19 protein-coding genes and 1 pseudogene are annotated in these 21819 nt (G+C 61.4%); 8 read left to right on the top strand and 12 right to left on the bottom strand.

The window, feature by feature from the left end; all coding sequences use genetic code 11:
- The first annotated feature begins 345 nt into the window (after nucleotides 1-345).
- The 3 genes and pseudogenes from tal to RHE_RS18745 all read left to right on the top strand — a co-directional run bounded on the left by tal (nucleotide 346) and on the right by RHE_RS18745 (nucleotide 2313).
- On the top strand, nucleotides 346-1311 hold the full coding sequence (gene tal, locus RHE_RS18755) for a transaldolase (RefSeq protein WP_011426880.1): 966 nt from the start codon (nucleotides 346-348) through the stop codon (nucleotides 1309-1311).
- A gap of 58 nt (nucleotides 1312-1369) precedes the next feature.
- Nucleotides 1370-1759 (top strand): annotated as a pseudogene (locus RHE_RS18750) (DUF1345 domain-containing protein); the annotation flags it as partial.
- Nucleotides 1760-1869: 110 nt separating this feature from the next.
- The gene (locus RHE_RS18745) at nucleotides 1870-2313 is read left to right on the top strand and encodes a DoxX family protein (protein WP_011426878.1); all 444 of its coding nucleotides are present in this window, start codon (nucleotides 1870-1872) and stop codon (nucleotides 2311-2313) included.
- A gap of 84 nt (nucleotides 2314-2397) precedes the next feature.
- Here RHE_RS18745 and RHE_RS31865 read toward each other — a convergent pair whose 3' ends face one another.
- The 7 genes from RHE_RS31865 to RHE_RS18710 all read right to left on the bottom strand — a co-directional run bounded on the left by RHE_RS31865 (nucleotide 2398) and on the right by RHE_RS18710 (nucleotide 9286).
- Entirely contained in the window at nucleotides 2398-2571 is a 174-nt protein-coding gene (locus RHE_RS31865; protein WP_020922323.1) for a DUF1328 domain-containing protein, read from the bottom strand.
- Between the two features lie 121 nt (nucleotides 2572-2692).
- Complete coding sequence (locus tag RHE_RS18735; protein ID WP_011426877.1) at nucleotides 2693-4120, bottom strand: gamma-aminobutyraldehyde dehydrogenase; 1428 nt, start codon at nucleotides 4118-4120, stop codon at nucleotides 2693-2695.
- Between the two features lie 13 nt (nucleotides 4121-4133).
- Nucleotides 4134-4946, bottom strand: a complete 813-nt coding sequence (locus tag RHE_RS18730; protein ID WP_011426876.1) for an ABC transporter permease — start codon at nucleotides 4944-4946, stop codon at nucleotides 4134-4136.
- Nucleotides 4936-5898 (bottom strand): ABC transporter permease, encoded by a 963-nt coding sequence (locus RHE_RS18725; RefSeq protein ID WP_042119034.1) that lies wholly within the window; start codon nucleotides 5896-5898, stop codon nucleotides 4936-4938. Before RHE_RS18725 ends, RHE_RS18730 begins: the two co-directional genes overlap by 11 nt.
- A complete protein-coding gene (locus tag RHE_RS18720) occupies nucleotides 5895-6881 on the bottom strand; it encodes an ABC transporter ATP-binding protein (protein ID WP_011426874.1) in 987 nt (328 codons plus the stop codon). The genes RHE_RS18725 and RHE_RS18720 overlap by 4 nt, the downstream gene beginning before the upstream one ends.
- Nucleotides 6882-7096: 215 nt before the next feature.
- Nucleotides 7097-8257 carry an ABC transporter substrate-binding protein gene (locus RHE_RS18715; protein WP_011426873.1) on the bottom strand — a complete coding sequence of 387 codons (1161 nt, stop codon included), beginning with the start codon at nucleotides 8255-8257 and terminating at the stop codon, nucleotides 7097-7099.
- A 120-nt stretch (nucleotides 8258-8377) separates the two neighbouring features.
- The gene (locus RHE_RS18710; RefSeq protein WP_011426872.1) at nucleotides 8378-9286 is read right to left on the bottom strand and encodes a LysR family transcriptional regulator; all 909 of its coding nucleotides are present in this window, start codon (nucleotides 9284-9286) and stop codon (nucleotides 8378-8380) included.
- A gap of 178 nt (nucleotides 9287-9464) precedes the next feature.
- Between RHE_RS18710 and RHE_RS18705 the strand changes: the two genes are divergently transcribed.
- On the top strand, nucleotides 9465-10220 hold the full coding sequence (locus tag RHE_RS18705) for a hypothetical protein (RefSeq protein ID WP_011426871.1): 756 nt from the start codon (nucleotides 9465-9467) through the stop codon (nucleotides 10218-10220).
- Between the two features lie 56 nt (nucleotides 10221-10276).
- Here RHE_RS18705 and lysS read toward each other — a convergent pair whose 3' ends face one another.
- The 5 genes from lysS to RHE_RS18680 all read right to left on the bottom strand — a co-directional run bounded on the left by lysS (nucleotide 10277) and on the right by RHE_RS18680 (nucleotide 16096).
- Nucleotides 10277-11773 carry a lysine--tRNA ligase gene (lysS, locus tag RHE_RS18700; protein ID WP_011426870.1) on the bottom strand — a complete coding sequence of 499 codons (1497 nt, stop codon included), beginning with the start codon at nucleotides 11771-11773 and terminating at the stop codon, nucleotides 10277-10279.
- A 22-nt stretch (nucleotides 11774-11795) separates the two neighbouring features.
- Entirely contained in the window at nucleotides 11796-13262 is a 1467-nt protein-coding gene (gltX, locus tag RHE_RS18695) for a glutamate--tRNA ligase (protein ID WP_011426869.1), read from the bottom strand.
- 242 nt (nucleotides 13263-13504) lie between these two features.
- On the bottom strand, nucleotides 13505-14254 hold the full coding sequence (locus RHE_RS18690; protein WP_020922317.1) for a TerC family protein: 750 nt from the start codon (nucleotides 14252-14254) through the stop codon (nucleotides 13505-13507).
- A 218-nt stretch (nucleotides 14255-14472) separates the two neighbouring features.
- Nucleotides 14473-15309, bottom strand: coding sequence for an AraC family transcriptional regulator (locus RHE_RS18685; protein ID WP_011426867.1), 837 nt, complete (start codon nucleotides 15307-15309; stop codon nucleotides 14473-14475).
- A gap of 106 nt (nucleotides 15310-15415) precedes the next feature.
- Nucleotides 15416-16096 (bottom strand): TetR/AcrR family transcriptional regulator, encoded by a 681-nt coding sequence (locus RHE_RS18680; protein WP_011426866.1) that lies wholly within the window; start codon nucleotides 16094-16096, stop codon nucleotides 15416-15418.
- A 151-nt stretch (nucleotides 16097-16247) separates the two neighbouring features.
- Here RHE_RS18680 and RHE_RS18675 point away from each other — a divergent pair, with 151 nt between their 5' ends.
- The 4 genes from RHE_RS18675 (at nucleotide 16248) to xylB (ending at nucleotide 21788) form a co-directional block, all read left to right on the top strand.
- A complete protein-coding gene (locus RHE_RS18675; protein ID WP_042119032.1) occupies nucleotides 16248-17459 on the top strand; it encodes an HlyD family secretion protein in 1212 nt (403 codons plus the stop codon).
- Between the two features lie 25 nt (nucleotides 17460-17484).
- On the top strand, nucleotides 17485-19086 hold the full coding sequence (locus RHE_RS18670; protein WP_011426864.1) for a DHA2 family efflux MFS transporter permease subunit: 1602 nt from the start codon (nucleotides 17485-17487) through the stop codon (nucleotides 19084-19086).
- 204 nt (nucleotides 19087-19290) lie between these two features.
- The gene (locus RHE_RS18665; RefSeq protein WP_011426863.1) at nucleotides 19291-20313 is read left to right on the top strand and encodes a LacI family DNA-binding transcriptional regulator; all 1023 of its coding nucleotides are present in this window, start codon (nucleotides 19291-19293) and stop codon (nucleotides 20311-20313) included.
- 20 nt (nucleotides 20314-20333) lie between these two features.
- Entirely contained in the window at nucleotides 20334-21788 is a 1455-nt protein-coding gene (gene xylB, locus RHE_RS18660) for a xylulokinase (RefSeq protein ID WP_011426862.1), read from the top strand.
- Nucleotides 21789-21819 lie beyond the last annotated feature (31 nt).

Raw genomic sequence — 21819 nt, 5'->3', positions numbered from 1 at the left:
ACGGGTGTGACACTTATGTCAATCAGAATGCACAAATGTCCTTGACTTTTCCTTGCGCGAACGGCGATAGTCCTCGCGACACGAAGTCGTCTCTGTCCCGTCCGAGGAGGACATAGTGCGGGCATGCCGAAAGTCACGATCGCTCTCCGAGCCGCAGGCGGCCCCGCTTGCGTTCGAGGAGCCGTTCGACTGCATCAGGAACATGGCCAGTGTGCTTCACGTTTATGAATCATCCGTGACGGATGCGCCTGTTGTTCACTGAATGCAGGCGGTCTGTCCCTAGATCACCTTTGCCGGGCTGAACGCGCCGGCCCGCAGCCCAAGTTCAAACAAGGATTATTGACCATGACATCCAAGCTTGACCAACTTCGCGAGATCACCACCGTCGTCGCCGATACCGGCGACATCGAAGCCGTCGCGCGCCTGAAGCCGGTCGATTGCACGACGAACCCGAGCATCGTGCTGAAGGCGCTCGGCACGCCGATGTTCGCCGACGCCATCAAGGAAGCCGTCGCCTGGGGCAAGAAGCAGGGCGGCAATCCGGATGCGGTTTCCTCGGCCGTCGCCGATCGCCTCGCCATCTCCGTCGGCGCCGCGCTGGTGAAGCTCGTCCCTGGCCGCGTTTCGACCGAGGTCGACGCCGATCTCTCCTTCGATACCGAGGCTTCGCTTGCCAAGGCACGTTCGATCATCGCCGCCTACAAGGATCGCGGCATCGATCGGGACCGCATCCTCATCAAGCTCGCTTCCACCTGGGAAGGCATTCGCGCCGCGGAAGTGCTGCAGAAGGAAGGCATCGACTGCAATCTGACGCTTCTGTTCAGCAAGGCCCAGGCGATCGCCTGCGCCGATGCCAAGGTGTTCCTGATCTCCCCCTTCGTCGGCCGCATCCTCGACTGGTATAAGAAGTCGACCGGCAAGGACTACACCGCCGAGGAAGATCCGGGCGTCATCTCCGTTCGCGAGATCTACAATTACTACAAGGCGAACGATATCAAGACGATTGTCATGGGTGCCTCCTTCCGCAACGCCGGCGAAATCGAAGCCCTTGCCGGCTGCGACCGGCTGACCATCAGCCCGGCGCTGCTCGACGAACTTTCCAAGGACGACGGCAAACTGGAGCGCAAGCTCTCGCCGGAAAGCCGCAAGCCCGATGCGAAGGTCTCGGTCGACGAAAAGACCTTCCGCTGGATGATGAACGAAGATGCGATGGCGACGGAAAAGCTCGCGGAAGGCATCCGCGCCTTCGCCAAGGACCTGACGACGCTGCGCACCATGGTGCAGAAGGAACTGCAGCTCGCCGCCGCCTGATAGAGCACGCCAACAATCGAAGGCGCGGATGCCGGCTGGCAACCGCGTCTTTTTCATGCTTGCGAGCATCGCCGGCATCGGCATCGAGCTTCATTCGATCAAGGAGGCGCCACCTGACGTCGCCCTGACGCGGGCGGGTGCTGCGGTGCTGACGATCCTGATCTCCTGGATTTTTCTCCATACGCTTTTCACCATCCACTATGCCCATTACTTTTATGGCGGGGCGAACGAAGGAAGCGGCCTCAAATTTCCCGACGGAATTGAAGAGCCCGGCTATTGGGACTTCCTCTATTTCTCCTTCACCATCGGCGTTGCCGCGCAGACCGCGGATGTCGGGGTCAGTTCGACCAGCATGCGCAAGCTATCACTGCTGCATGCCGTGCTGTCGTTCCTGTTCAACACGACGATCCTGGCGCTGGCGATCAATGTCGGCGCAAGCCTGCTATAATGCGCCGTAGCCGGCGACCGAGAGGGTCCAGCCCATAGCATCCGGGAGACGGGACGGAAATCAACGCAGGGGCCACACCGGTCCACCTGCTCTGCAAAGCGGAGGGTATGATGAAAAGCGTCGCAAGCCGGTTTCGACCAGCCGACCTCGTGCTGCTTCTGGGCAGGCTGCTGCTGGCGCTGATTTTTCTGCACGAAGGCTCGTCTCTTGCGGCAGATCTCGCGACGACCATCGACACCTTCGCGAAATTAGGGCTGTCGGCGCCGGTAGCCTTCGCCACCATCGCTCTTCAAATCGGCGCCGGCATTTCCGTCGCGGCGGGGTTCTTCGGTCGGCTGGGTGCCACGGCGCTGGCGCTCTTCTGCCTGGCGACCGCCTTTCTCTTCCATACGAACTTTGCCAGCCAAAATGAACTCTTGCATTTCGAGAAGGACTTGGCGATTGCCGGCGGCATGTTCGTCCTCGCCGCTTCCGGAGCGGGTTCGATATCGGTGGACGATCTGCTGAAAAACCGGGCTAGCAGCCTTCATCCCTGGCTGAGGGCGATGATGTAGCCAATTGGCTGCAAGCTTTGCGCGCCATAAACACTCCGCGGCTTTCCCGAGCCGCGGAATTGCTCCGGCTTGTGCGGCGCTCGCTTACAAGACCGCCTGGCCGGCCATCAGCGCCAGGACCAGGAAGATCAGGAAGATCACCAGCGCGATACCGAAGAGCACGCGGGCGATGGTCGCTGTGGCGGCGGACACGCCGGAGAAGCCAAAGAAGCCGGCGACGATGGAAATAACGAAGAATATCAGAGCCCATTTCAGCATGACACATCATCCTTTGCATTTGCCTGAGAAGACGCGGAAACCGGGAAATTGTTCCATTACGCGCGAAATCGGACGATGTTCTCTGCCGTTGGCTTGGCTTCTATGTCCTGCGGTTACTCTGTCAGCCATGATTGATCATCACGTGACGCACGGCGGTATAATCTTCCAGCGCATAGACCGACATGTCCTTGCCGTAGCCCGACTGTTTGAGGCCGCCATGCGGCATCTCGTTGACCAGCATGAAATGAGTGTTGATCCAGGTGCAGCCATATTGCAGCCGGGCGGCGGTCTTCATGCCGCGGCCGATATCCCTGGTCCAGACCGAGGAGGCGAGGCCGTAATCGCTGTCGTTCGCCCAAGCGATGGCGTTGTCGGCGGCGGAGAAGCGGGTGACCGAGACGACCGGTCCGAAGACCTCGCGGCGGACGATTTCGTCGTCCTGCAGGGCGCCTGATATGACGGTCGGGGTGAAGAAGAAGCCCTTGTCGCCGGAGACCTCGCCGCCGGTGGTGATTTCCATGTGCTTGTGCTCGGAAGCGCGGGCGACGAAGCTTTCGACGCGGTCACGCTGTCGCCTGGAGATCAGCGGACCGATCTCGTTTTCGGTATCGTCGGCCTGGTTGAAGCGAATGCTCGCGACGGCCGAAGAGAGATCGGCAACAAAATTGTCGTAGACCTTGGCGTCGGCATAGATGCGGCAGGCCGCGGTGCAGTCCTGACCGGCATTGTAATAGCCGAAGGTGCGGATGCCGGCGACGACGGCATCGATATCGGCGTCGTCGAAGACGATGACCGGAGCCTTGCCGCCAAGTTCCAGATGAGTGCGCTTGACGGTCTTGGCGGCGGCCTGCAGCACCTTCTTGCCGGTGGCGACATCGCCTGTTATCGAGACCATGTTGACCTTGGCGTGGTTGATCAGCGCATTGCCGACGCTTTCGCCGCGGCCGAGGATGACGTTGACGACGCCTTCGGGAAGGATGTCGGAGAGCAGTTTCGCCATCTTCAACGCCGTCAGCGGCGTCTGCTCCGAAGGCTTGAAGACGACGGTATTACCGCCGGCGATCGCCGGCGCCAGTTTCCAGGCCATCATCATCAAAGGATAATTCCACGGTGCAATCGAGCCTACGATGCCGATCGGATCACGGCGGATCATCGAGGTGTGGCCGGCCAGGTATTCGCCGGCGGCCGGTCCGTGCAGGTTGCGCACCGCGCCCGCGAAAAAGCGATAACAATCGACGATCGCCGGAATTTCATCGTTCAGCACTGAATTGATCGGCTTGCCGCAGTTCAGCGCTTCCAGCGCGGCGAAACTGGCGGCACCTTTCTCGATGGCGTCGGCGATCTTCAGAAGGTAGCCGGAACGCTCGCCCGGTGTCGTCTGGGACCAGCCCTTGAAGGCTTTTTCGGCGGCATCGACGGCGGCATCGACCTGGGAGAGCGAGGCTTCGGGAAGGTCGATCACCGTCTCGCCGGTCTTCGGGTTCAGGATGTGCTCTTCCGTCTCCGTGCCTTTTTCGAAGCGGGAACCGATCAGCATTTGCGTATCCATGATGTTCTCCCTGTTATTTGCCAGCGCCGGCGATCTGGTCGCCGTCGCGGGTGAGGTAATAGGCTGCCAGGATCGGCAGGAAGGTGACGAGCACCACGACCATTGCCACCACATTGGTGACGGGGCGCTGGCGCGGGCGGATAAGTTCTTCGAGCATCCAGATCGGCAGCGTCGATTGCTGGCCGCCTGTGAAGGTGGTGACGATGACCTCGTCGAAGGAAAGGGCAAAAGCGAGCATGCCGCCGGCAAGCAGGGCGGTGCCGATATTCGGCAGGATGACATGGCGAAAGGTCTGAAAGCCGTCGGCGCCGAGATCCATCGAAGCCTCGATGAGCGAGCCGGAGGTGCGGCGGAAGCGCGCGACGGCGTTGTTGTAGACGACCACCACGCAGAAAGTGGCGTGGCCGAGCACGATGGTCCAGACCGAGAACGGGATGTCGAAGAGACTGAAAGCGGAGCGCAGCGCAATGCCGGTGATGATGCCGGGAAGCGCGATCGGCAGGATGACCAGCAGCGAGATTGCCTCGCGGCCGAAGAATTTCGTCTGGCTGACGGCAGCTGCACAGAGTGTGCCGAGGATGAGCGCGATCGCGGTGGCGATGATGGCGACCTGCACGGAAAGGCCGAGCGCCGACCAGACATCCGGCCGGTTCCAGGCAACGGCGAACCATTGCAGCGTCAGGCCAGGTGGCGGCCACTGATAGCTCTTCTCCTCCGTGGTGAAGGCATAGACGAAGATCAGCAGGATCGGCAGGTGCAGGAAGAGGAGCCCGCCTGCGGCGGCGATCTTCAGGGGCAGCGGCGATGTCTTGAGGTCAGAGCGCATCGAAGGCCCCCAGTCTTTTGGCGAGCGACAGATAAAGCGCCATGATGACGATCGGCACGACCGAGAAGGCGGCCGCCAGCGGCACGTTGCCGGCGGTTCCCTGCTGCGCATAGACGGCCTGGCCGATGAAGAGCCTGGAAGAGCCGATGATCTGCGGGATGATGTAATCGCCCAGGGTCAGCGAAAAGGTGAAAATCGAACCGGCGACGATGCCCGGGAGCGCCAGGGGCAGCAGCACGGTGCGGAAGGTCTGGCGCGGGGTGGCGCCGAGATCCGCCGAGGCCTCGATCAGGTTGCCGGGCACACGCTCGAGGGCCGCCTGCGTCGGCAGGATCATGTAGGGCAGCCAGATATAGACGAAGACGATGAAGGTGCCGAGGTAGCTGACCGAAAGCGAATTTCCGCCGACGACGGGCAGGTTCAGGACGCCCTCGAGAAGCCAGGAGAGATGGAGCTGTTCGAAAATCCAGGTCAGGATGCCTTCTTTGGCGAGCATCAGCTTCCAGGCGTAGATCTTGACGAGATAGCTCGACCAGAGTGGCAGCATGACGCCAAGATAGAACAGCACCTTCCATTTGCCCTGCGCATAACGCGCCGCGTAGTAGGCGATCGGGAAGGCGATCAATGCAGAAGCGCTGGTGACGAGCGCGGCCATCATGACGGTGCGGGTGATGATGTCGAAATTCGTTGGGCTCAGAAGCTGGGCGTAGGTCGCAAGGGTGAATTCGTAATTCACCAATCCGGAAAAATCGTCGATCGAGAAGAAACTCTGCAGAAGCAAGGCGATCAGCGAGCCGATATAGATGATGCCGAGCCAGAGCAGGGGCGGTGTCAGCATCAGGAACAGCAAGAGCTTCGGGTGTCGCCAGAAGGCATCCGACAGCCGGCCGAAGACGCCGCTGCGTCCCGGAAGGATCGATGTCTTTCCGTCGGAGATGATGAGTGCCGTCATGCCGCATCGTCCATGTAGTGAATATCGGCGGGCTGCCAGGTGAGCCGGATGCCGGCGCCGATATCCGGCACAGGCGTGCCTGCCGGCAGCGTGACATGCAGCCGGCTGCCCCTCAGATCGACGCTGAGACGGGTGGCGGCGCCGAGGAAGCTCGCATGCTCGACCTTCGCCTCGATGCCGTCGCTTGCCAGCCGGATCGCCTCGGGGCGCAGGCTCGCCCAGCGTTTCTCGCCGCCGAGCGCGGCCATCAGATCAGGCGCGATCACATTGGACGAGCCGACGAAATCGGCGACGAAGCGGGTCTTCGGGCAGCGGTAGATATCCCGCGGCGTGCCGTGCTGGACGATATTGCCATTGTTGAAGACCGCGACGCGATCGGCCATCGACAGCGCCTCGCCCTGATCGTGGGTGACGAAGACAAAGGTGATGCCGAGCGCGCGCTGCAGGCTCTTCAATTCCTCCTGCATCTGCTCGCGCAGCTTCAGGTCCAGCGCACCGAGCGGCTCATCGAGCAGCAGCACTTTCGGCTTATTGACGAGGGCGCGGGCGAGCGCCACGCGCTGCCGCTGGCCGCCGGAGAGCTGGTTAGGGCGGCGGCTGCCATAACCCGGCAGTTTGACGAGCTCGAGGGCATCGCCCGCCGCCTTCGTCCGCTCCACCTTGCCGACGCCTTTGACCATCAGCCCGTAAGCGACATTGTCGAGAATATTGAGGTGCGGGAAGAGCGCGTAATCCTGGAATACGGTGTTGACGTTGCGGCGGTAGGGCGGAACGCCGTCGGCCGTCTCGCCGAAGATCTGGATGTGGCCTGATGTCGGCTGCTCGAAACCGGCGATCAATCTGAGGCACGTCGTCTTGCCGGAGCCGGAGGGCCCGAGCATGGCGAAGAACTCGCCCGGCGCGATTTCCAGATCGACGCCGTCGACGGCGCGGACCTGGCCGAAATGGCGCGATACCTGTTGGAAACGGACGGCTGACGTCATGGAGGGCTCCGGGTCTTGCATGTTTAGAGAGGGCTTTGGTCCTGGTTGACGAAGACCCCGCCCCAAACCCCTCCCCACAACGGGGAGGGGCTTAACCTGCCGCGCTCCAGGATACACATCACTGCAGGATGCAGCCGGATTAGGCGCTGCCTCTTAAGCCCCTCCCCTTGTGGGGAGGGGTTGGGGAGGGGATTTACCCTCCAGGGCGAATCGGCTCACCGCCCCCCGATCACGCCGATGTAATCGGACACCCAGCGGTGATAGGGCACGCATTCGCCCTGCGTTGCGCATTTGGCGACCGGGGTCTTCCAGAACTTGATCTTGTCAAAGTGATCGAAGCCGTTGGTGGCGCAGCCGGTATCGCCCATCAGTTCATTGCCCTTGCAGGCAGCGGGAACGGAGGGCACGGCGCCGAACCAGGCGGCGGCGTCGCCCTGGACCTTGGCCTGAAGGGAATGTTCCATCCACATGTAGGCGCAGTTCGGATGTTCGCTGTCGGCGTGCAGCATTGTCGTGTCGGCCCAGCCGGTGACGCCTTCATCCGGGAAGGTGGAGGCGATCTTCTGCTTGTCGGCCTGCAGCAGGTTGACCTGGAAGGGCCAGGAGCCGGAGGCGACGACGCCTTCGTTCTTGAAGTCGTCGATCTGGATCATCGCGTCGTGCCAGTAGCGCGAGACGAGTTTGCGCTGGCCGCGCAGCAGGTCGAGGGCGGCCTTGTATTGGTCTTCGGTCAGTTCGTACGGGTCCTTGATGCCGAGATCCGGCTTGTGGGCCATCAGATACATGGCAGCATCGGCGATATAGATCGCGCCGTCGTAGGCCTGGACGCGGCCCTTGTTCGACTTGCCGTCCGGCAGGGTCTGCTCCTCGAAGACGACGCCCCAGCTGGTCGGCGCCTTGTCTTTGAAGGCATCGGTATTGTACATCAGCACATTCGGTCCCCAGAGATAGGGCACGCCGTAATGCACGCCGCCGACCGTGTACCATGGGCCGTCCTGCAGGCGCTTGTCGACATTCTTGAAGCTCGGGATCAGATCGGTATTGATCGGCTGGACACGCTTGCCGGCAATGAGGCGGAGCGACGCGTCGCCCGATGCGGTGACGAGATCGAAGCCGCCCTCGTTCATCAGCGACACCATTTCATCGGACGTGGCGGCGGTCTTGACGGAAACCTTGCAGCCGGTTTCTTTTTCGAAGTCGGTAACCCAATCGTAATTCTTGTCGGTTTCGCCGCGCTCGATATAGCCGGCCCAGGCGACGATGCTGACCGCACCCTCGCCCTTGCCCAGCGCCTTCAATGGCTCGGCGGCGATCCCCTGCGTCGCGAAGCCCAGGCAGGCGAGCGCTGCCGTGCAGGATTTCAAGAGATTCGTCATCATCCGTCTCCCGGTTTGCTGCCACTTTTTATGGCGGTTCGTTCCCTGAGAAGAAGGTGATCCCAAAAAGCCGCTTTCGCAAATTCATTTATCAGAAAGGCGATATCGGAAATTCCGATATCAGCGCATACGGCCGGAGCGCATGCTTTCGGCAATACCGACGAAGTCGCGCGCCGCCTGCGGCAGGCTGGAGCCCTTGCGCCAGACCATGCCGACCTGGACGACCGGCAGCGAGCCGGAGACATCGCGACTCTCGATGCGGTCGCCCTCGAGCGACCACGGGCGGTAGACGAGATCGGGAAGCAGCGCCACGCCGGCGCCCGTGGCCACCAGGCTGCGCACCGCTTCCACCGAACGGGTGCGGAAGGCGACATGCGGGCGGGCGCCGAGTGCGGAGAGCAGCTTACCGGTGTTCTCCTCGATTTCGTCGACCGTCAGCATGATCAACGGTTCGCGGGCGATATCGGCGACCGAGATGATATCGGCCGACACCAGCGGATGGCCCATCGGCAGCCAGAGACGATAGGGCGAGGTTTCGAGGATTTCCGCCTGCAGCGCCATACGGTCACGCAGATTGGATATCACCATCACCGCCACGTCGAGTTCGCCGCCGACCAAGAGATGTTCGAGGTAGCCGCCATTGTCCTCGATGGCGCTGACTTCGATGCCCGGGCAGGCGCGCCGGTATCGCGCCAGCAGATCGGAGAGCACGTAGCCGGCGACAAGCGAGGTGACGCCGATATTCAACGTGCCGGAGAGGGGGCTCTGCTGGCCGGAGAAGCTGGTCCGCGCATCGGAGACGGAGGCGAGAATTTTAGTCGCGTGACGGAGAAACTGATGTCCGTTGTGGGTGATCGTCAGGCCGCGCGGATGGCGTTCGAACAGTTCGACGCCAAGATCGGTTTCGAGCTCCTTCAGCGCTTCCGTCACCGAGGATTGCGAGATCGACAGGTTCTGAGCGGCTCGTGTCACTGAACCTTGTTCAGCGACGGCAACGAAATATTGGATCTGGCGGAGCGTGAAGGCCATGCGCGTTTAGAGCATGGCCGGATGCGCCGTGGCAAGCGGCTGAAAAAGGTGGACCTTTTTTGGACTTTTTCAAAATGGGGCGGCCTTGGCTTGTTCACTTAAACTTTCGGAAACGTCATTTCCCTAGCATTCTCAGCACCTGTCCTGCGTTGGAGTTTGAGATGGCGGAGCAGTTGGGGTGAAGGCCTTACTGCACATATTCCGGCCTTCCCGGAAATTGGCAATCATGATCGGCGGAGTCGCGCTTCTGGCGGGCGTTTCCGGCGGTGCTGCGCTTTATGTCGGCAAGGACAGGCTGGTCGGCGTCTCCGGTGGCGGTCATGGGCTCGAATGCAGCGACGTCAACCTTGTGACGATCAGGAAGCAGGACCATCTCTGGGTGCGGAAATATATCAAGACCGAGCCGACCGATGGCATGACGCGTGTCAGGACCGCACTTCGTGTCGCCCAGGCCGTCTATGCCGCGCAGAAACCGGATCTGGTACAGGTGGTCGTGCTTGATGAGAATGGCCCGTCGCTGCGCGCCGATATACGCGGCCGGGCGATCGGAGCCGATGTCGTCTTCATCCCGCATCCCGACAATACCGTTCCCGGCCTCGACGACAAGCGCTACACGGCGCGCTACTATGACGGCAAGGCCAGCGAAAACGGATTGTTCTTCGGCGAGCGCATCGAACTGCCGGCCGATGAGATCGCCTTGATTAGCGCTGGCTTCAAGGATCCGGAGGATTGCGTCGATCCGGTCGCCGTCGCCTCGACCAAGGGCGAGGATACGGGCAACAAGGCCGAGGAGAAGAAGGCCGAAGGCGGTGGTCATGGCGCCGCACCGGCGGCCGAAAGCGAAGCGGCGCCTGCCGCCGAAAGTGAGGGCGCCGACGTGGTGGCCGAGGCGCCGGCCGAAGAGCAGCCAGCGGAAGCCGCCAAGGCCCACTGAACAGACATATGAAAAAGCGGAGCGCCGGCCGGCATTCCGCTTTGGTCAACTTCCTGTTAGTCAGCCTTGCTGCGGCGGGCCGGGAAGAGAATGACGTCGCGGATCGACGGAGCGTTGGTCAGCAGCATGATCAGACGGTCGACGCCGATGCCGAGGCCGCCGGCCGGCGGCATGCCCTGGTCGATTGCGTCGAGGAATTCCTCGTCCAGCTGCTTTTCCTTTTCGCCGCGGGCATGCGCCTGTTCGAGCTGCTCGACCATGCGGCGCCGCTGCTCCTCGGGATCGTTGAGTTCCGAGAAGGCGTTGCCGAGTTCCCAGGCGTTGCAATAGGTCTCGAAGCGCTCGACGAGGCGCGGCTCGCCCGGCACTTCCTTGGCGAAGGGCGAAATGTCCTTCGGGAAATGGGTGACGTGAGACGGCTGAATCAGCGTGGCTTCGACCTTTTCCTCGAAGATGAAGGCGAGGCACTCGCCCCAGGTCCAATCCTTCTCGACTGCAAAGCCGGCAGCCTTGGCCGCGGCGCGCGCTTCCTCATCGGTCTTGATGGCGAGGAAATCGATGCCGGTTACTTCCTTGACGGCGTCGGGCATCGGCACGCGCTTGAATGGTCCCTTGAAGGACAGCCGCTTGTCGCCGAAGTCGAATTCCGTCGTGCCGTGAATGGAGAGAGCCAAGGTCTCGAACAGACGCTCGACGAGGTCCATCATGTCCTCGTAATCCGCATAGGCCCAGTAGCACTCCATCATGGTGAATTCCGGATTGTGCCGGGTGGAGACGCCTTCGTTGCGGAAGTTGCGGTTGATTTCAAACACCTTGTCGGTGAGGCCGGAGACCAGCGTGCGCTTCAAGAACAGTTCCGGCGCAATGCGCAGGTACATGTCGAGCTTCAGCGTGTTGTGATGCGTCTTGAACGGCTCGGCGGTGGCGCCGCCATAGATCGACTGCAGCATCGGCGTCTCGACTTCCATGAAGCCGTCATTTTCCATGAAGCGGCGGATGCCGGAGACGATCTTCGAGCGCTGCTGGAAGCGCAGCTTCGAATCCTCGTTGGTCAAAATATCGAGATGGCGCTTGCGGTAGCGCAGCTCGATGTCGGAAAGGCCGTGCCACTTCTCCGGCATCGGCAGCAGCGACTTGGTCAGCATCTCGATCTTCTGGGCGTTGATCGTCAGTTCACCGCGCTTGGTGCGGCGCACGATGCCGGTGACGCCGATGATGTCGCCAATGTCGATCATCGGCAGCAGGGCGCGGGCTTCCTCGCCTGTCACGTCCTTATGCGAAAAGATCTGGATCTTGCCGGAGGCGTCATGAATATCCATGAACATGCCCGAGTTGCGCGAGGAATAGACCCGGCCAGCGACGGTGACGATGTCCTGCGTCTCGACATCGGGGTCCAGACCCTCGTATCTCGTCGCAAGCTCGGCATTGGTCAGGCTCCGGTGAAAATGCGCCGGATAGACATCGCCGATCTGCTCGCGCAGCAGCTTCAGCTTCTGGGCGCGCACCTCGGTCGCGTCGGAGGAAAGGGTGTTTTCGGTCTTGTTGTCAGCCACTGTCGAAATCCTCTGACTATTCTTACTTCGAGCCGACGAGGGCGGCGACCGCCTGGGCCGCGAGCTTCAGGCGCTGGCGCACGACAGAGCGGCCGAGGAGCGCCATGGAATCGAAGAGCGGCAGCGAACGCGACGAGCCGGAGACGGCGACGAAGAGCGGTGCCACCACGACCTTCAGCTTCTTGCCCAAGCGATCAGCCACGGCGCGCAGCTCCGCCTCGATCGTTTCGACATTCCATTCCAGGATCTTTTCGAGGTCCGGCTGGACAGTGTTGAGGATCTCCAGGATCTCTTCCGGCGGTGATTTGATCTTGGCGAAGTCGGAGGGCTGCAGGCCGAGATCTGACTTCAGCAGGAAGCTGGCGAGATCGGGTAGCTCGCCGAGCTTGGAAATGCGCGTTTGCGACAGGCGTAGACCCGCCATCAGGCGGTCGTTTTCCATCGCCCAAGTCAGTACGCGCGCGCGGAATTCCTCTTCGGAGAGCTTTTCACGGATCCAGCGGCCGTTCAGCCAATCGAGCTTCTGGATATCGAAGATCGCGCCTGCTTTGGAGAGATTGTCCGGATCGAACTTTTCGGACAGTTCTTCCATCGTCAGAAGCTCTTCGCCCTCGGCGATCTGCATGAAGAACAGGCCGAGGAAATTCATCAGCGCTTCGGGGATATAACCAAGCGCGGAATAGTACGAGATTGAGGTTGGGTTCTTGCGCTTCGACAGCTTCGATTTGTCGGCGTTGCGCATCAGCGACAAATGCATGAAGACCGGCTGCTCCCAGCCGAAATAGCGATAGAGCAGGATGTGCTTGGGCACAGAAGCCAGCCATTCCTCGCCGCGCGCCACATGGGTGATCTTCATCAGATGGTCGTCGATGACGTTGGCCATGTGATAGGTCGGCATGCCGTCGGCCTTGATCAGCACCTGCATGTCGACGGAATCCCACGGGATGGAGACATCGCCATAGACGCCGTCAGTAAAGTCGCAGGAGCCTTCGGCAGGGATCTTCATGCGGATGACGGTCGTCTCGCCGGCTGCCATGCGCGCGGTGACTTCCTCGGCCGTCAGATTGAGGCAGAGGCCGTCGTATTTCGGCGGCTTGCCGGCGGCGCGCTGCGTCTCGCGCATCTGTTCGAGGCGCGCTGGCGTGCAGAAACAGCGGAAGGCATGACCCTTGTCCAGCAGTTCCTGAGCATAGGGCTGGTACATCGGCTTGCGGTCGGACTGGCGATAGGGGCCGTAGGGACCGCCGATATCGGGGCCTTCCTTCCATTCCAGCCCGCACCATTTCAGCGCATCCAGGACCTTCGTCTCGAATTCCGGCGTCGAGCGCGTCGCATCGGTGTCCTCGATGCGCAGAATGAACTCGCCGCCGTGCTTCTTGGCAAAGAGATAGTTGAAGAGAGCGATGTAAGCGGTGCCGACATGCGGCTCGCCGGTCGGCGAGGGAGCGATGCGGACGCGGACGCCGGAAGCTGTCCCGGAATTTGTCATTGTATGTGCCCATCAATGAATGCCGGACTGCTTTCACGGGAAAGCGAGGTTCGGCCGGAAGGATGCAGATATCTTCATCGGCAAACCGGCCGAAAAAGGGCATTCGCCCGCACCATCCGCCGATCGTCCGTTCGGCTGGCCTTAGGCCATATTCAACCGGGCGCGTCAAGAAAAACCGCGTCGGCAACGGCTTGCCGGCGCTGAGAGGGTGCGCCAATGCGACGCGCCCTCCCGTATCAGCCTCAATGCGCGCCTTCGCGTTTCCGCTTGCGGGCGTTGCGTGCGAACATGTTCAGCACCTCGACCAGCGCCGAGAAGGCCATGGCGGCGTAGACGTAACCCTTCGGCACATGGAAACCCATGCCTTCGGCGATCAGCGTCGTGCCGATCATCAGCAGGAAGGCTAGCGCCAGCATGACGATCGTCGGATTTCTCTCGATGAAGTTGGCGAGCGGGGTCGCGGCAACCAGCATGACGGTCACCGCGGCGACGACGGCGATCACCATGATCGGCAGATGCGGCGTCATGCCGACGGCGGTGATGATGCTGTCGACGGAGAAGACCAGGTCAAGCAGCAGGATCTGGCCGATGGCCGATGCAAAGCCCGTCGTGACGGACTTCGCGATGAAATCCTCCTGATGATCCACCGGGTCGACCGTGTGGTGAATTTCCTTGGTGGCTTTCCAGACGAGGAACAGGCCGCCGGCGATCAGGATCAGGTCCTTCCAGGAGAAGCCGTGTCCGAAGGCCGTAAACAGCGGTTCGGTCAGCTGCACGATCCAGGCGACGGTGCCGAGCAGCGCCAGGCGCATGACGAGGGCAAGGCCGATGCCGATCCGGCGGGCTTTCTCGCGATGCTCGGGCGGCAGTTTGTTGGTGAGAATGGAAATGAAGATCAGGTTGTCGATACCGAGAACGACCTCCATCACCACCAGTGTGATGAGCGCCACCCAGGCGGCCGGGTCCTGAATAAGCGTCATGATTTCCTGCATCAGCCTATACCCTCTTTGCGTCACATGATGAAACGACGCGCGCAATGTAATGGCGCCTGCCTGCCAGACAAGCGCCACAAGCCGGTATACGAAACTGATATGACTTTTATTCCCTAGAACAGGATGATTTAAGGCCGGTCGAGCTTAAGTTTGAATCCCGTTCTAAATTAAAGAGTTGGAGCATGATGTTGTCCGAAAACCGCTCACACCTTTCGGCATCATGCTCTAATCGGCAGCCAGATTTCGGTGATGCCCATGCCGGTATAAGGATCGAAGCGCTCGTCGTAACGTTCGAGCATGTCAGGTGTCTCGCCATGTTCCAGGCCTGACGTTGGCCACCATGTGCCGAAAATCCGGTGCATGGTCAGCGAAATGCCGGAGATATGGCCGCGATGGGTGAAGACGGCGTAGCGCTGTCCCGCAATCTTAAGCGTCGTAAAATCCGCGGGCAGGTCGCTGGCATCGGAAATTTCGGCTGCGGCCATGTAGCGGAATTTCTCCTCCTCGCCGATATGCCTGCAGATGCCATAGGCGACATTGCCTTTCTGGCCGGGAATATGTCCGAAGTGGGTATTGAACTTCTGCCAAAGCGAGGGAATGGCGGCGTTGTCGCCATAAGGGTAGGTCTCCTGCAGGCCGGCAAAGAGCATTGGTTGAAGGGTCTCGAAACGGGGTGGTTCGAGGTCGTTGAGGTGGTCGGTATCCATTCGGATCGGCTCCAGTAAAACAAGGTTGCGGGCGTGTGCCTGTCTGCGCACCGCATCCGGCGTCATGCCGAACTGGTCGCGGAAGGCACGGGTGAAAGCTTCGTGCGAGCCGTAGCCCGCGCAAAGCGCAACCTCGAGGATGGTGGATGAGCCGCTGACCAATGCAGGCACGGCGCGGCTGAGGCGCCGTCCTCTCACGTAGCTGCTGATAGAGTGGCCGGTGACGAGCCCGAAGACGCGCGACAGATGATAGCGCGACAATCCGGCTGCTTCCGATATCTCTTCCAGCGATATATCGCTTTCGAAATGGCTCTCTATGAACCAGATCGCCCGTGCGATGGCGTTCATCTTCATTCCCCTGGTTGCGGCTTCTTCTTAGAGAAAAGCCGGCAGCCGGGTTTGATCGTTCTTGCGGAGTTTTGGCCGAAGGAGAACGGCAGTCAAGGATGCGGGGTTAGGCGGTCTCGTGCCGGCGCACGCCGTAGGCTGCCATGAAGACCTTGATCGCACCGCGGATGACGCGGTCGATTTCCTCGCGAGTCGGCGGTTCTTCCATGCTGCCGAATAGGCGGAGCTTGAAGAAACTGCCGCTGGCAAGATCGAGAAACTGGCCGGCGGCAAGATCGATGTCGTCGATCTCGAGCCGGCCTTCGGCGACATGCTGTTCCAAAAAGTCGCGCATGATGGTGCGCAGGTTTACCGGGCCTTTGAAGAAGCGTTGACAGAGCGCCGGCATGCGGTCGCGAACGCCGAGAACGGTGCGCATTGCGCTGATGACCTTTTCATCGGTCATGTGGGTGACGAAGCTCATGCCGAATTCGTACAGGCCGGATTCGGGGTTGTCATGCTCGGCAAGCGCCGTGCGCACCGCTGCCATGAAAGCGGCGCGCTCGGTTTCGATCATCGCCGAAAACAGCTCTTCCTTGTTGGTGAAATAGACGTAGAGCGTTCCCTTGGAGACTCCGGCCTCGCGCGTCACGTCGTTCATGCTGGCGGCGTCGAAGCCCATCTTCATGAAGACGCGCTTGGCGCCGGCGAGAATTTGCTGGCGCTTGGCCGGATCTTCGCCCGCAGCAAATCGGCCCCCGGCGGCGGGAGGACTGAACACGGCGGCGTGGTCGGGTTTTAACGTCATGTCTCCTTAACCGTGTTTACGGTTTCGCATTTTCCTTAAAAGAAATCGAACCGATTGGTTCTATACATCTTGATATGACGATAAAACAGGTTTATGTCAACTGAACCGAACCGTTCAGTTCGATTATTACTCCAAGATCGGTAAAGTGGCCATGTCGAGCAATCAGAAGAGCAACGTCGCGCGTATCGTCAGCGAAAACGCCGAGGCCGAAGAGGCAAAGGTCGCAGTCGTTGCCGAGGCGCCGACGGCGGAAGTCCTGGAAAAGCCGGCTGCTCCCGCACAGGCGGCGCCGGCCCAAGCCCCGCTTGCTCCTCCTGCGGCGAAGAAGCGCCGCAGCCCGGTGCTGCCGATCGTCGTGCTTGCCCTGCTTGCGGGCGGCGGCTGGTATGGATACGAATGGTGGACGAACGGCCGGTTCATGGTGTCGACCGACGACGCCTATATCGAAGGCGATATCGCGACCATCTCGCCGAAGGTTACCGGCTATGTCGCGAAGGTGAATGTTGTCGCCAACCAGGAAGTCAAGGCGGGCGACGTTCTCGCTACCCTTGATAACGGCGACTACCAGAATGCCCTCGATCAGGCGAATGCCCAGATCGCGACCGAGCAGCTTTCGCTAAGCCGCATTGATGCGCAGATTGAAGGCGCCAAGGCGAGCCTCGTGCAGGCCCAGGCCCAGAAGACTGCCCTCGAAGCCACGGTTCGTGGCGCGGAAATCAAGCAGAAGCGCCAGAGCGACCTGCAGGCAAAGTCGGTCGGCACCACCGCGGACCTCGATGATGCCAATACCGCACTCGATCAGGCCAAGGCCAATCTTGCCGGCGGCGACGCCAATATCGTGGCGGCGCAGGCCAATATCGCCATTCTCGAAGCCCAGCGCAGGGAAGCGGAAGGTTCCGTTCGCACGCTGGAAATCCAGCGCGACAAGGCCGCCCGCGACCTCTCCTTCACCGTGCTCAAGGCGCCCTATGACGGCATCGTCGGCAATCGTTCCGTCCAGGAAGGCGATCTGGTCTCGCCCGGCCAGCGCCTGATGGCGCTCGTTCCGGTGCGCCAGCTCTATATCGACGCCAATTTCAAGGAAACGCAGATTCAGCATCTCGTTGCCGGCTCGAAGGTCAACGTCCATGTTGATGCCTATGACGATCATCCGATCGTCGGTACCGTCGAATCGATCTCGCCGGCCTCGGGCTCGGTCTTTTCGCTGCTGCCGCCGGAAAATGCCACGGGCAACTTCACCAAGGTGATCCAGCGCGTGCCAGTGCGCATCGCGCTGCCGCAGGATGCGCTCGACAGCGGGCGTCTGCGCGCGGGCCTCAGCGTCGTCGTCGACGTCGATACCCGCACGGCGCCGAACAAGTAAGCCTTTAAAAGGCGGAGGTGGTCCGATGGCCGGGAGCGCGACAGCAACAGGGGTAACAATTCCGGCAGCGCCCGCCCACGCCGGTGATCGCATGGATCCGAGGAAGCTCATCGCCTTCTTCGCGATGGTGCTCGGCATGTTCATGTCGATCCTCGACATCCAGATCGTCTCTGCTTCGCTTGCCGAAATTCAGGCTGGCCTGTCGGCCGGTTCCGACGAGATTGGCTGGGTGCAGACGGCCTATCTGATCGCCGAAGTGATCATGATCCCGCTTTCGGGCACGCTGGCGCGTATCATCTCGACGCGCTACCTTTTCGCGATCTCGGCCGCCGGCTTCACCATGGCGAGTGCGCTTGCGGCGACGGCGACGAATATCGACCAGATGATCGTCTACCGCGCCGTCCAGGGGTTCATCGGCGGCGGCATGATCCCGTCGGTGTTCGCGGCCGCCTTCACCATTTTCCCGCCGTCGAAGCGCAGCATCGTCTCGCCGATCATCGGCCTGATCGCGACACTGGCGCCGACCATCGGCCCGACCGTCGGCGGCTATCTCAGCCACGCCTTCTCCTGGCACTGGCTGTTCCTCGTCAATATCGTTCCGGGCATCATCGTCACGCTGGTTACCTGGAACTTCATCGACTTCGACAAGCCGGAACTGTCGCTCTTCAAGAAGTTCGACTGGTGGGGGCTGATCTCGATGGGCGTCTTCCTCGGCGCGCTGGAATATGTGCTCGAAGAGGGCAACTCGAACGATTGGTTCAACGACAATTCCATCGCGCTGGCTGCCGTCGCCTCCGGAGCCGCGGCCATCGTCTTCTTCTATCGCGCCTTCACGGTGGAGTTCCCCGTTGTCGACTTGAAGGCCTTTGCGAACCGGAATTTCTCCTTCGGCTCGGTCTTTTCCTTCGTCATGGGCATCGGCCTCTACGGCCTTACCTATATCTACCCAGTCTATCTGGGGCGTATCCGCGGCTATGATTCGCTGATGATCGGCGAGACGATGTTCGTCTCCGGGCTTGCGATGTTCTTCACCGCGCCGATCGCCGGGCGGCTGTCGACCAAGATGGACCTGCGCCTGATGATGGTGATCGGTTTCATCAGCTTCGCCGCCGGCACATACATCATGATCCACCTGACGGCGGATTGGGATTTCTACGAACTTTTCATCCCGCAGATCCTGCGCGGTTTCGGCCTGATGATGTGCATGGTGCCGATCAACAACATCGCGCTTGGCACGATGCCGCCGTCGCGCATCCGCGGCGCGTCCGGTCTGTTCAACCTGACCAGAAACCTCGGCGGCGCCGTCGGTCTCGCGGTCATCAACACCGTGCTCACCAGCCGGCAAGATGTGCATTACGAGCGGCTGCGGGAGAACGTGGACTGGGGCAATCCGGCGGCGCTCGAGCAGATGAACAACATGGCCGCCAATTTCAACAGTTATGGCATGGACGGCACTTCAGTCGCGATCAAACAGATGGTTGGCCTCGCCACCAAGCAGGCAGTCATCCTTTCCTTCAGCGATGTGTTCCTGATCCTGACCGCGCTTTTTGTTGCGATGATCCTCGGTGTCGCCATGATCAAGAAACCCGCGCCGCAAGGCGGCGGAGGAGGTGGCGGCGGCCACTGACCTCCGGCCCCGTCCCTCGAAAAGGCCCTCTCCGGAGGGCCTTTTTGTTGTGGTTTTCCAGCCTCCGTGTCATCAGATGGGTGATCGCTCATCGAATCCGCGTCAGCGGACCAATGGGGGAAAAATAATGCCGCGATCGCCCCGCTGGTTTTTTTTGATTTACGTACATCAAATTTGGCGCTAATGGTCTCGTCAGGAGGAATGATGAGGCCAACTGTTCACGATATCGCCGCTGCGGCGGGTGTCAGTCTCGCGACTGTCGACCGGGTTCTCAATCAGCGTCCTGGTGTGCGCCACGTCACGCGGGAGAAAGTCGAGAGCGCAATCCGCGAACTCGGTTATGTCAGGGATGTCGCCGCCGCCAATCTCGCCAAGGGACGCACTTATCCGCTGGTGTTCATCCTGCCGGCCAGTGACAATACCTTCATGCATGAGCTCAATGCCGAAATCCGGCAGGCGATCCTCCGCTCGCCTGCCGAACGCACCGATATTCGCACCATTGAGGTGCCTGCCTTCGATCCCGCGGCTCTCGTCGCCGTGCTTGAAGGGCTTTCCAGGGAAAAGCCTTGCGGCATCGCAATGGTTGCGACCGATGCGCCTGAAGTGCGTGCCGTCGTGGACAGGCTGGTGCATGCGGGCTTTCCCATCGTCACGCTGGTGTCCGATCTTACCGGATCGCTGCGCCATCACTACGCCGGCGTCGACAATATCGCGGCAGGCCGCACGGCGGCCCGTCTGCTCGGCCGGTTCCTCGGCCCGCGAAAGGGCAAGATCGCCGTGCTCGCCGGCTCCATGCTGGTGCGCGACCATCGCGAGCGGCTGGAAGGGTTCACTTCGGTCATGGCAGAGGAGTTTCCCGATCTTGCGATCCTTCCGGTTCTGGAAGGGCGTGACGATCCGGAGATCGCCCATATGCTCATCGCCGAGGCACTTGGGAATGCCGACATTGTCGGCGTCTACAGTCTCGGCGCCGGAAATCGCGGCCTTATCAGGGCGCTGAAGGAGAAGGCCGTCGACCGGACGCTGACAGTCATTGCCCACGAACTGACCGCCCACACGCGGGCGGCGCTCATCGACAACACGATTGATGCGATTCTCAATCAGAATGCCGGTCATGAGGTGCGCAGCGCCATCCGGGTGCTGAAGGCCAAGGCGGACGGGCTCGCCGTCATCGAAGCGCAGGAGCGTATCCGCCTCGACATATTCCTGAAGGACAATCTGCCGTAACGGCAAAGGGAGAATGCCACATGTATCTCGGTCTCGATCTCGGAACCTCCGGCGTCAAGGCGATGCTGATCGACGGCGACCAGAAGATCGTCGGTTCGGCCAACGGTGCGCTCGACGTCTCGCGCCCGCATTCCGGCTGGTCGGAACAGGAACCGGCTGACTGGGTGCGCGCGACCGAGGAGGCCTTAGCCGGGCTCAAGGCAAAACATCCAAAGGAATTCGCGGCAGTCAGGGGCATCGGCCTTTCCGGCCAGATGCACGGCGCCACGCTGATCGATGCGAGCGATAAGGTATTGCGGCCCTGCATTCTTTGGAACGATACACGCAGCCACGTCGAAGCCGCCGAACTCGACGCCGACCCGCGTTTCCGGGCGCTGACCGGCAATATCGTGTTTCCCGGCTTTACGGCGCCTAAGCTCGCCTGGGTCAGGAAGCATGAGCCTGAGATTTTCGCCAAGGTTGCCAAGGTGCTGCTGCCGAAGGATTATCTGCGTCTCTGGCTGACCGGCGAATATATTTCCGAAATGTCGGATTCGGCAGGCACCTCCTGGCTCGATACCGGCAAGCGCGGTTGGTCGTCCGAACTGCTTGCCGCCACCGGCCTTTCCAGGGAGCATATGCCGGCGCTTGTCGAAGGCACCGATCAGGCCGGCAGACTGCGGTCCGACCTCGCCGCCCAGTGGGGCATATCAGGCTCGGTCGTCGTTGCCGGCGGCGCGGGCGATAATGCAGCCTCGGCCTGCGGCATGGGCACGGTGAGCGATGGCGCGGCCTTCGTCTCGCTCGGCACTTCGGGCGTGCTCTTTGCCGCCAACGGCTCCTATCTGCCGAAGCCGGAAAGCGCCGTGCATGCCTTCTGCCATGCGCTGCCCAACACCTGGCATCAGATGGGCGTCATCCTCTCGGCCACCGATGCGCTCAATTGGCATTCCGGTGTGACCGGCAAGTCGGCCGCCGAGCTGACAGGCGAAGTCGGCGAGACGCTGAAGGCGCCGACCGGCGTCACCTTCCTGCCCTATCTCTCCGGCGAGCGTACGCCGCACAATGACGCCGTCATCCGCGGCGCCTTCATCGGCCTCGAACACGAAAGCAGCCGCGTGGTGCTGACCCAGGCCGTGCTCGAAGGTGTGGCTTTCGCCATCCGCGACAATCTCGAAGCGTTGCGTTCGGCCGGCACCGGCATCGCGCGCGTGACGGCAATCGGCGGCGGTTCGCGCTCGCGCTATTGGCTGGCATCGATCGCCACCGCGCTGGGCGTTCCGGTCGACCTGCCGGGTGACGGCGATTTCGGCGCAGCCTTCGGCGCTGCCCGTCTCGGCCTGATCGCGGCGACGGGGGCGGATCCAATCGCCGTCTGCACGCCGCCGATGACGGCAGGCACAATCGAGCCGGTGTCGTCGATGAGTGACGCTTACGAGGATGCCTATATGCGTTACCGGGCAGTTTATCCGGCGATCAAATCGCTGGCGCATTGAAACTGGAGCCAGCGGCCCCCTCATCCGACCC

The organism is Rhizobium etli CFN 42 (genome assembly GCF_000092045.1).
GTDB lineage: Bacteria > Pseudomonadota > Alphaproteobacteria > Rhizobiales > Rhizobiaceae > Rhizobium > Rhizobium etli.
The sequence above is the reverse complement of the archived record's forward strand: the minus strand, read 5'-3'. Positions and strand labels throughout refer to the sequence as shown.

Coding starts and splice junctions, on each gene's coding strand:
- tal (WP_011426880.1), top strand. CDS start 346: ATGACATCCAAGCTTGACCAACTTCGCGAGATCACCACCGTCGTCGCC.
- RHE_RS18745 (WP_011426878.1), top strand. CDS start 1,870: ATGAAAAGCGTCGCAAGCCGGTTTCGACCAGCCGACCTCGTGCTGCTT.
- RHE_RS31865 (WP_020922323.1), bottom strand. CDS start 2,571: ATGCTGAAATGGGCTCTGATATTCTTCGTTATTTCCATCGTCGCCGGC.
- RHE_RS18735 (WP_011426877.1), bottom strand. CDS start 4,120: ATGGATACGCAAATGCTGATCGGTTCCCGCTTCGAAAAAGGCACGGAG.
- RHE_RS18730 (WP_011426876.1), bottom strand. CDS start 4,946: ATGCGCTCTGACCTCAAGACATCGCCGCTGCCCCTGAAGATCGCCGCC.
- RHE_RS18725 (WP_042119034.1), bottom strand. CDS start 5,898: ATGACGGCACTCATCATCTCCGACGGAAAGACATCGATCCTTCCGGGA.
- RHE_RS18720 (WP_011426874.1), bottom strand. CDS start 6,881: ATGACGTCAGCCGTCCGTTTCCAACAGGTATCGCGCCATTTCGGCCAG.
- RHE_RS18715 (WP_011426873.1), bottom strand. CDS start 8,257: ATGACGAATCTCTTGAAATCCTGCACGGCAGCGCTCGCCTGCCTGGGC.
- RHE_RS18710 (WP_011426872.1), bottom strand. CDS start 9,286: ATGGCCTTCACGCTCCGCCAGATCCAATATTTCGTTGCCGTCGCTGAA.
- gltX (WP_011426869.1), bottom strand. CDS start 13,262: ATGACAAATTCCGGGACAGCTTCCGGCGTCCGCGTCCGCATCGCTCCC.
- RHE_RS18690 (WP_020922317.1), bottom strand. CDS start 14,254: ATGCAGGAAATCATGACGCTTATTCAGGACCCGGCCGCCTGGGTGGCG.
- RHE_RS18685 (WP_011426867.1), bottom strand. CDS start 15,309: ATGAACGCCATCGCACGGGCGATCTGGTTCATAGAGAGCCATTTCGAA.
- RHE_RS18680 (WP_011426866.1), bottom strand. CDS start 16,096: ATGACGTTAAAACCCGACCACGCCGCCGTGTTCAGTCCTCCCGCCGCC.
- RHE_RS18675 (WP_042119032.1), top strand. CDS start 16,248: ATGTCGAGCAATCAGAAGAGCAACGTCGCGCGTATCGTCAGCGAAAAC.
- RHE_RS18670 (WP_011426864.1), top strand. CDS start 17,485: ATGGCCGGGAGCGCGACAGCAACAGGGGTAACAATTCCGGCAGCGCCC.
- RHE_RS18665 (WP_011426863.1), top strand. CDS start 19,291: ATGAGGCCAACTGTTCACGATATCGCCGCTGCGGCGGGTGTCAGTCTC.
- xylB (WP_011426862.1), top strand. CDS start 20,334: ATGTATCTCGGTCTCGATCTCGGAACCTCCGGCGTCAAGGCGATGCTG.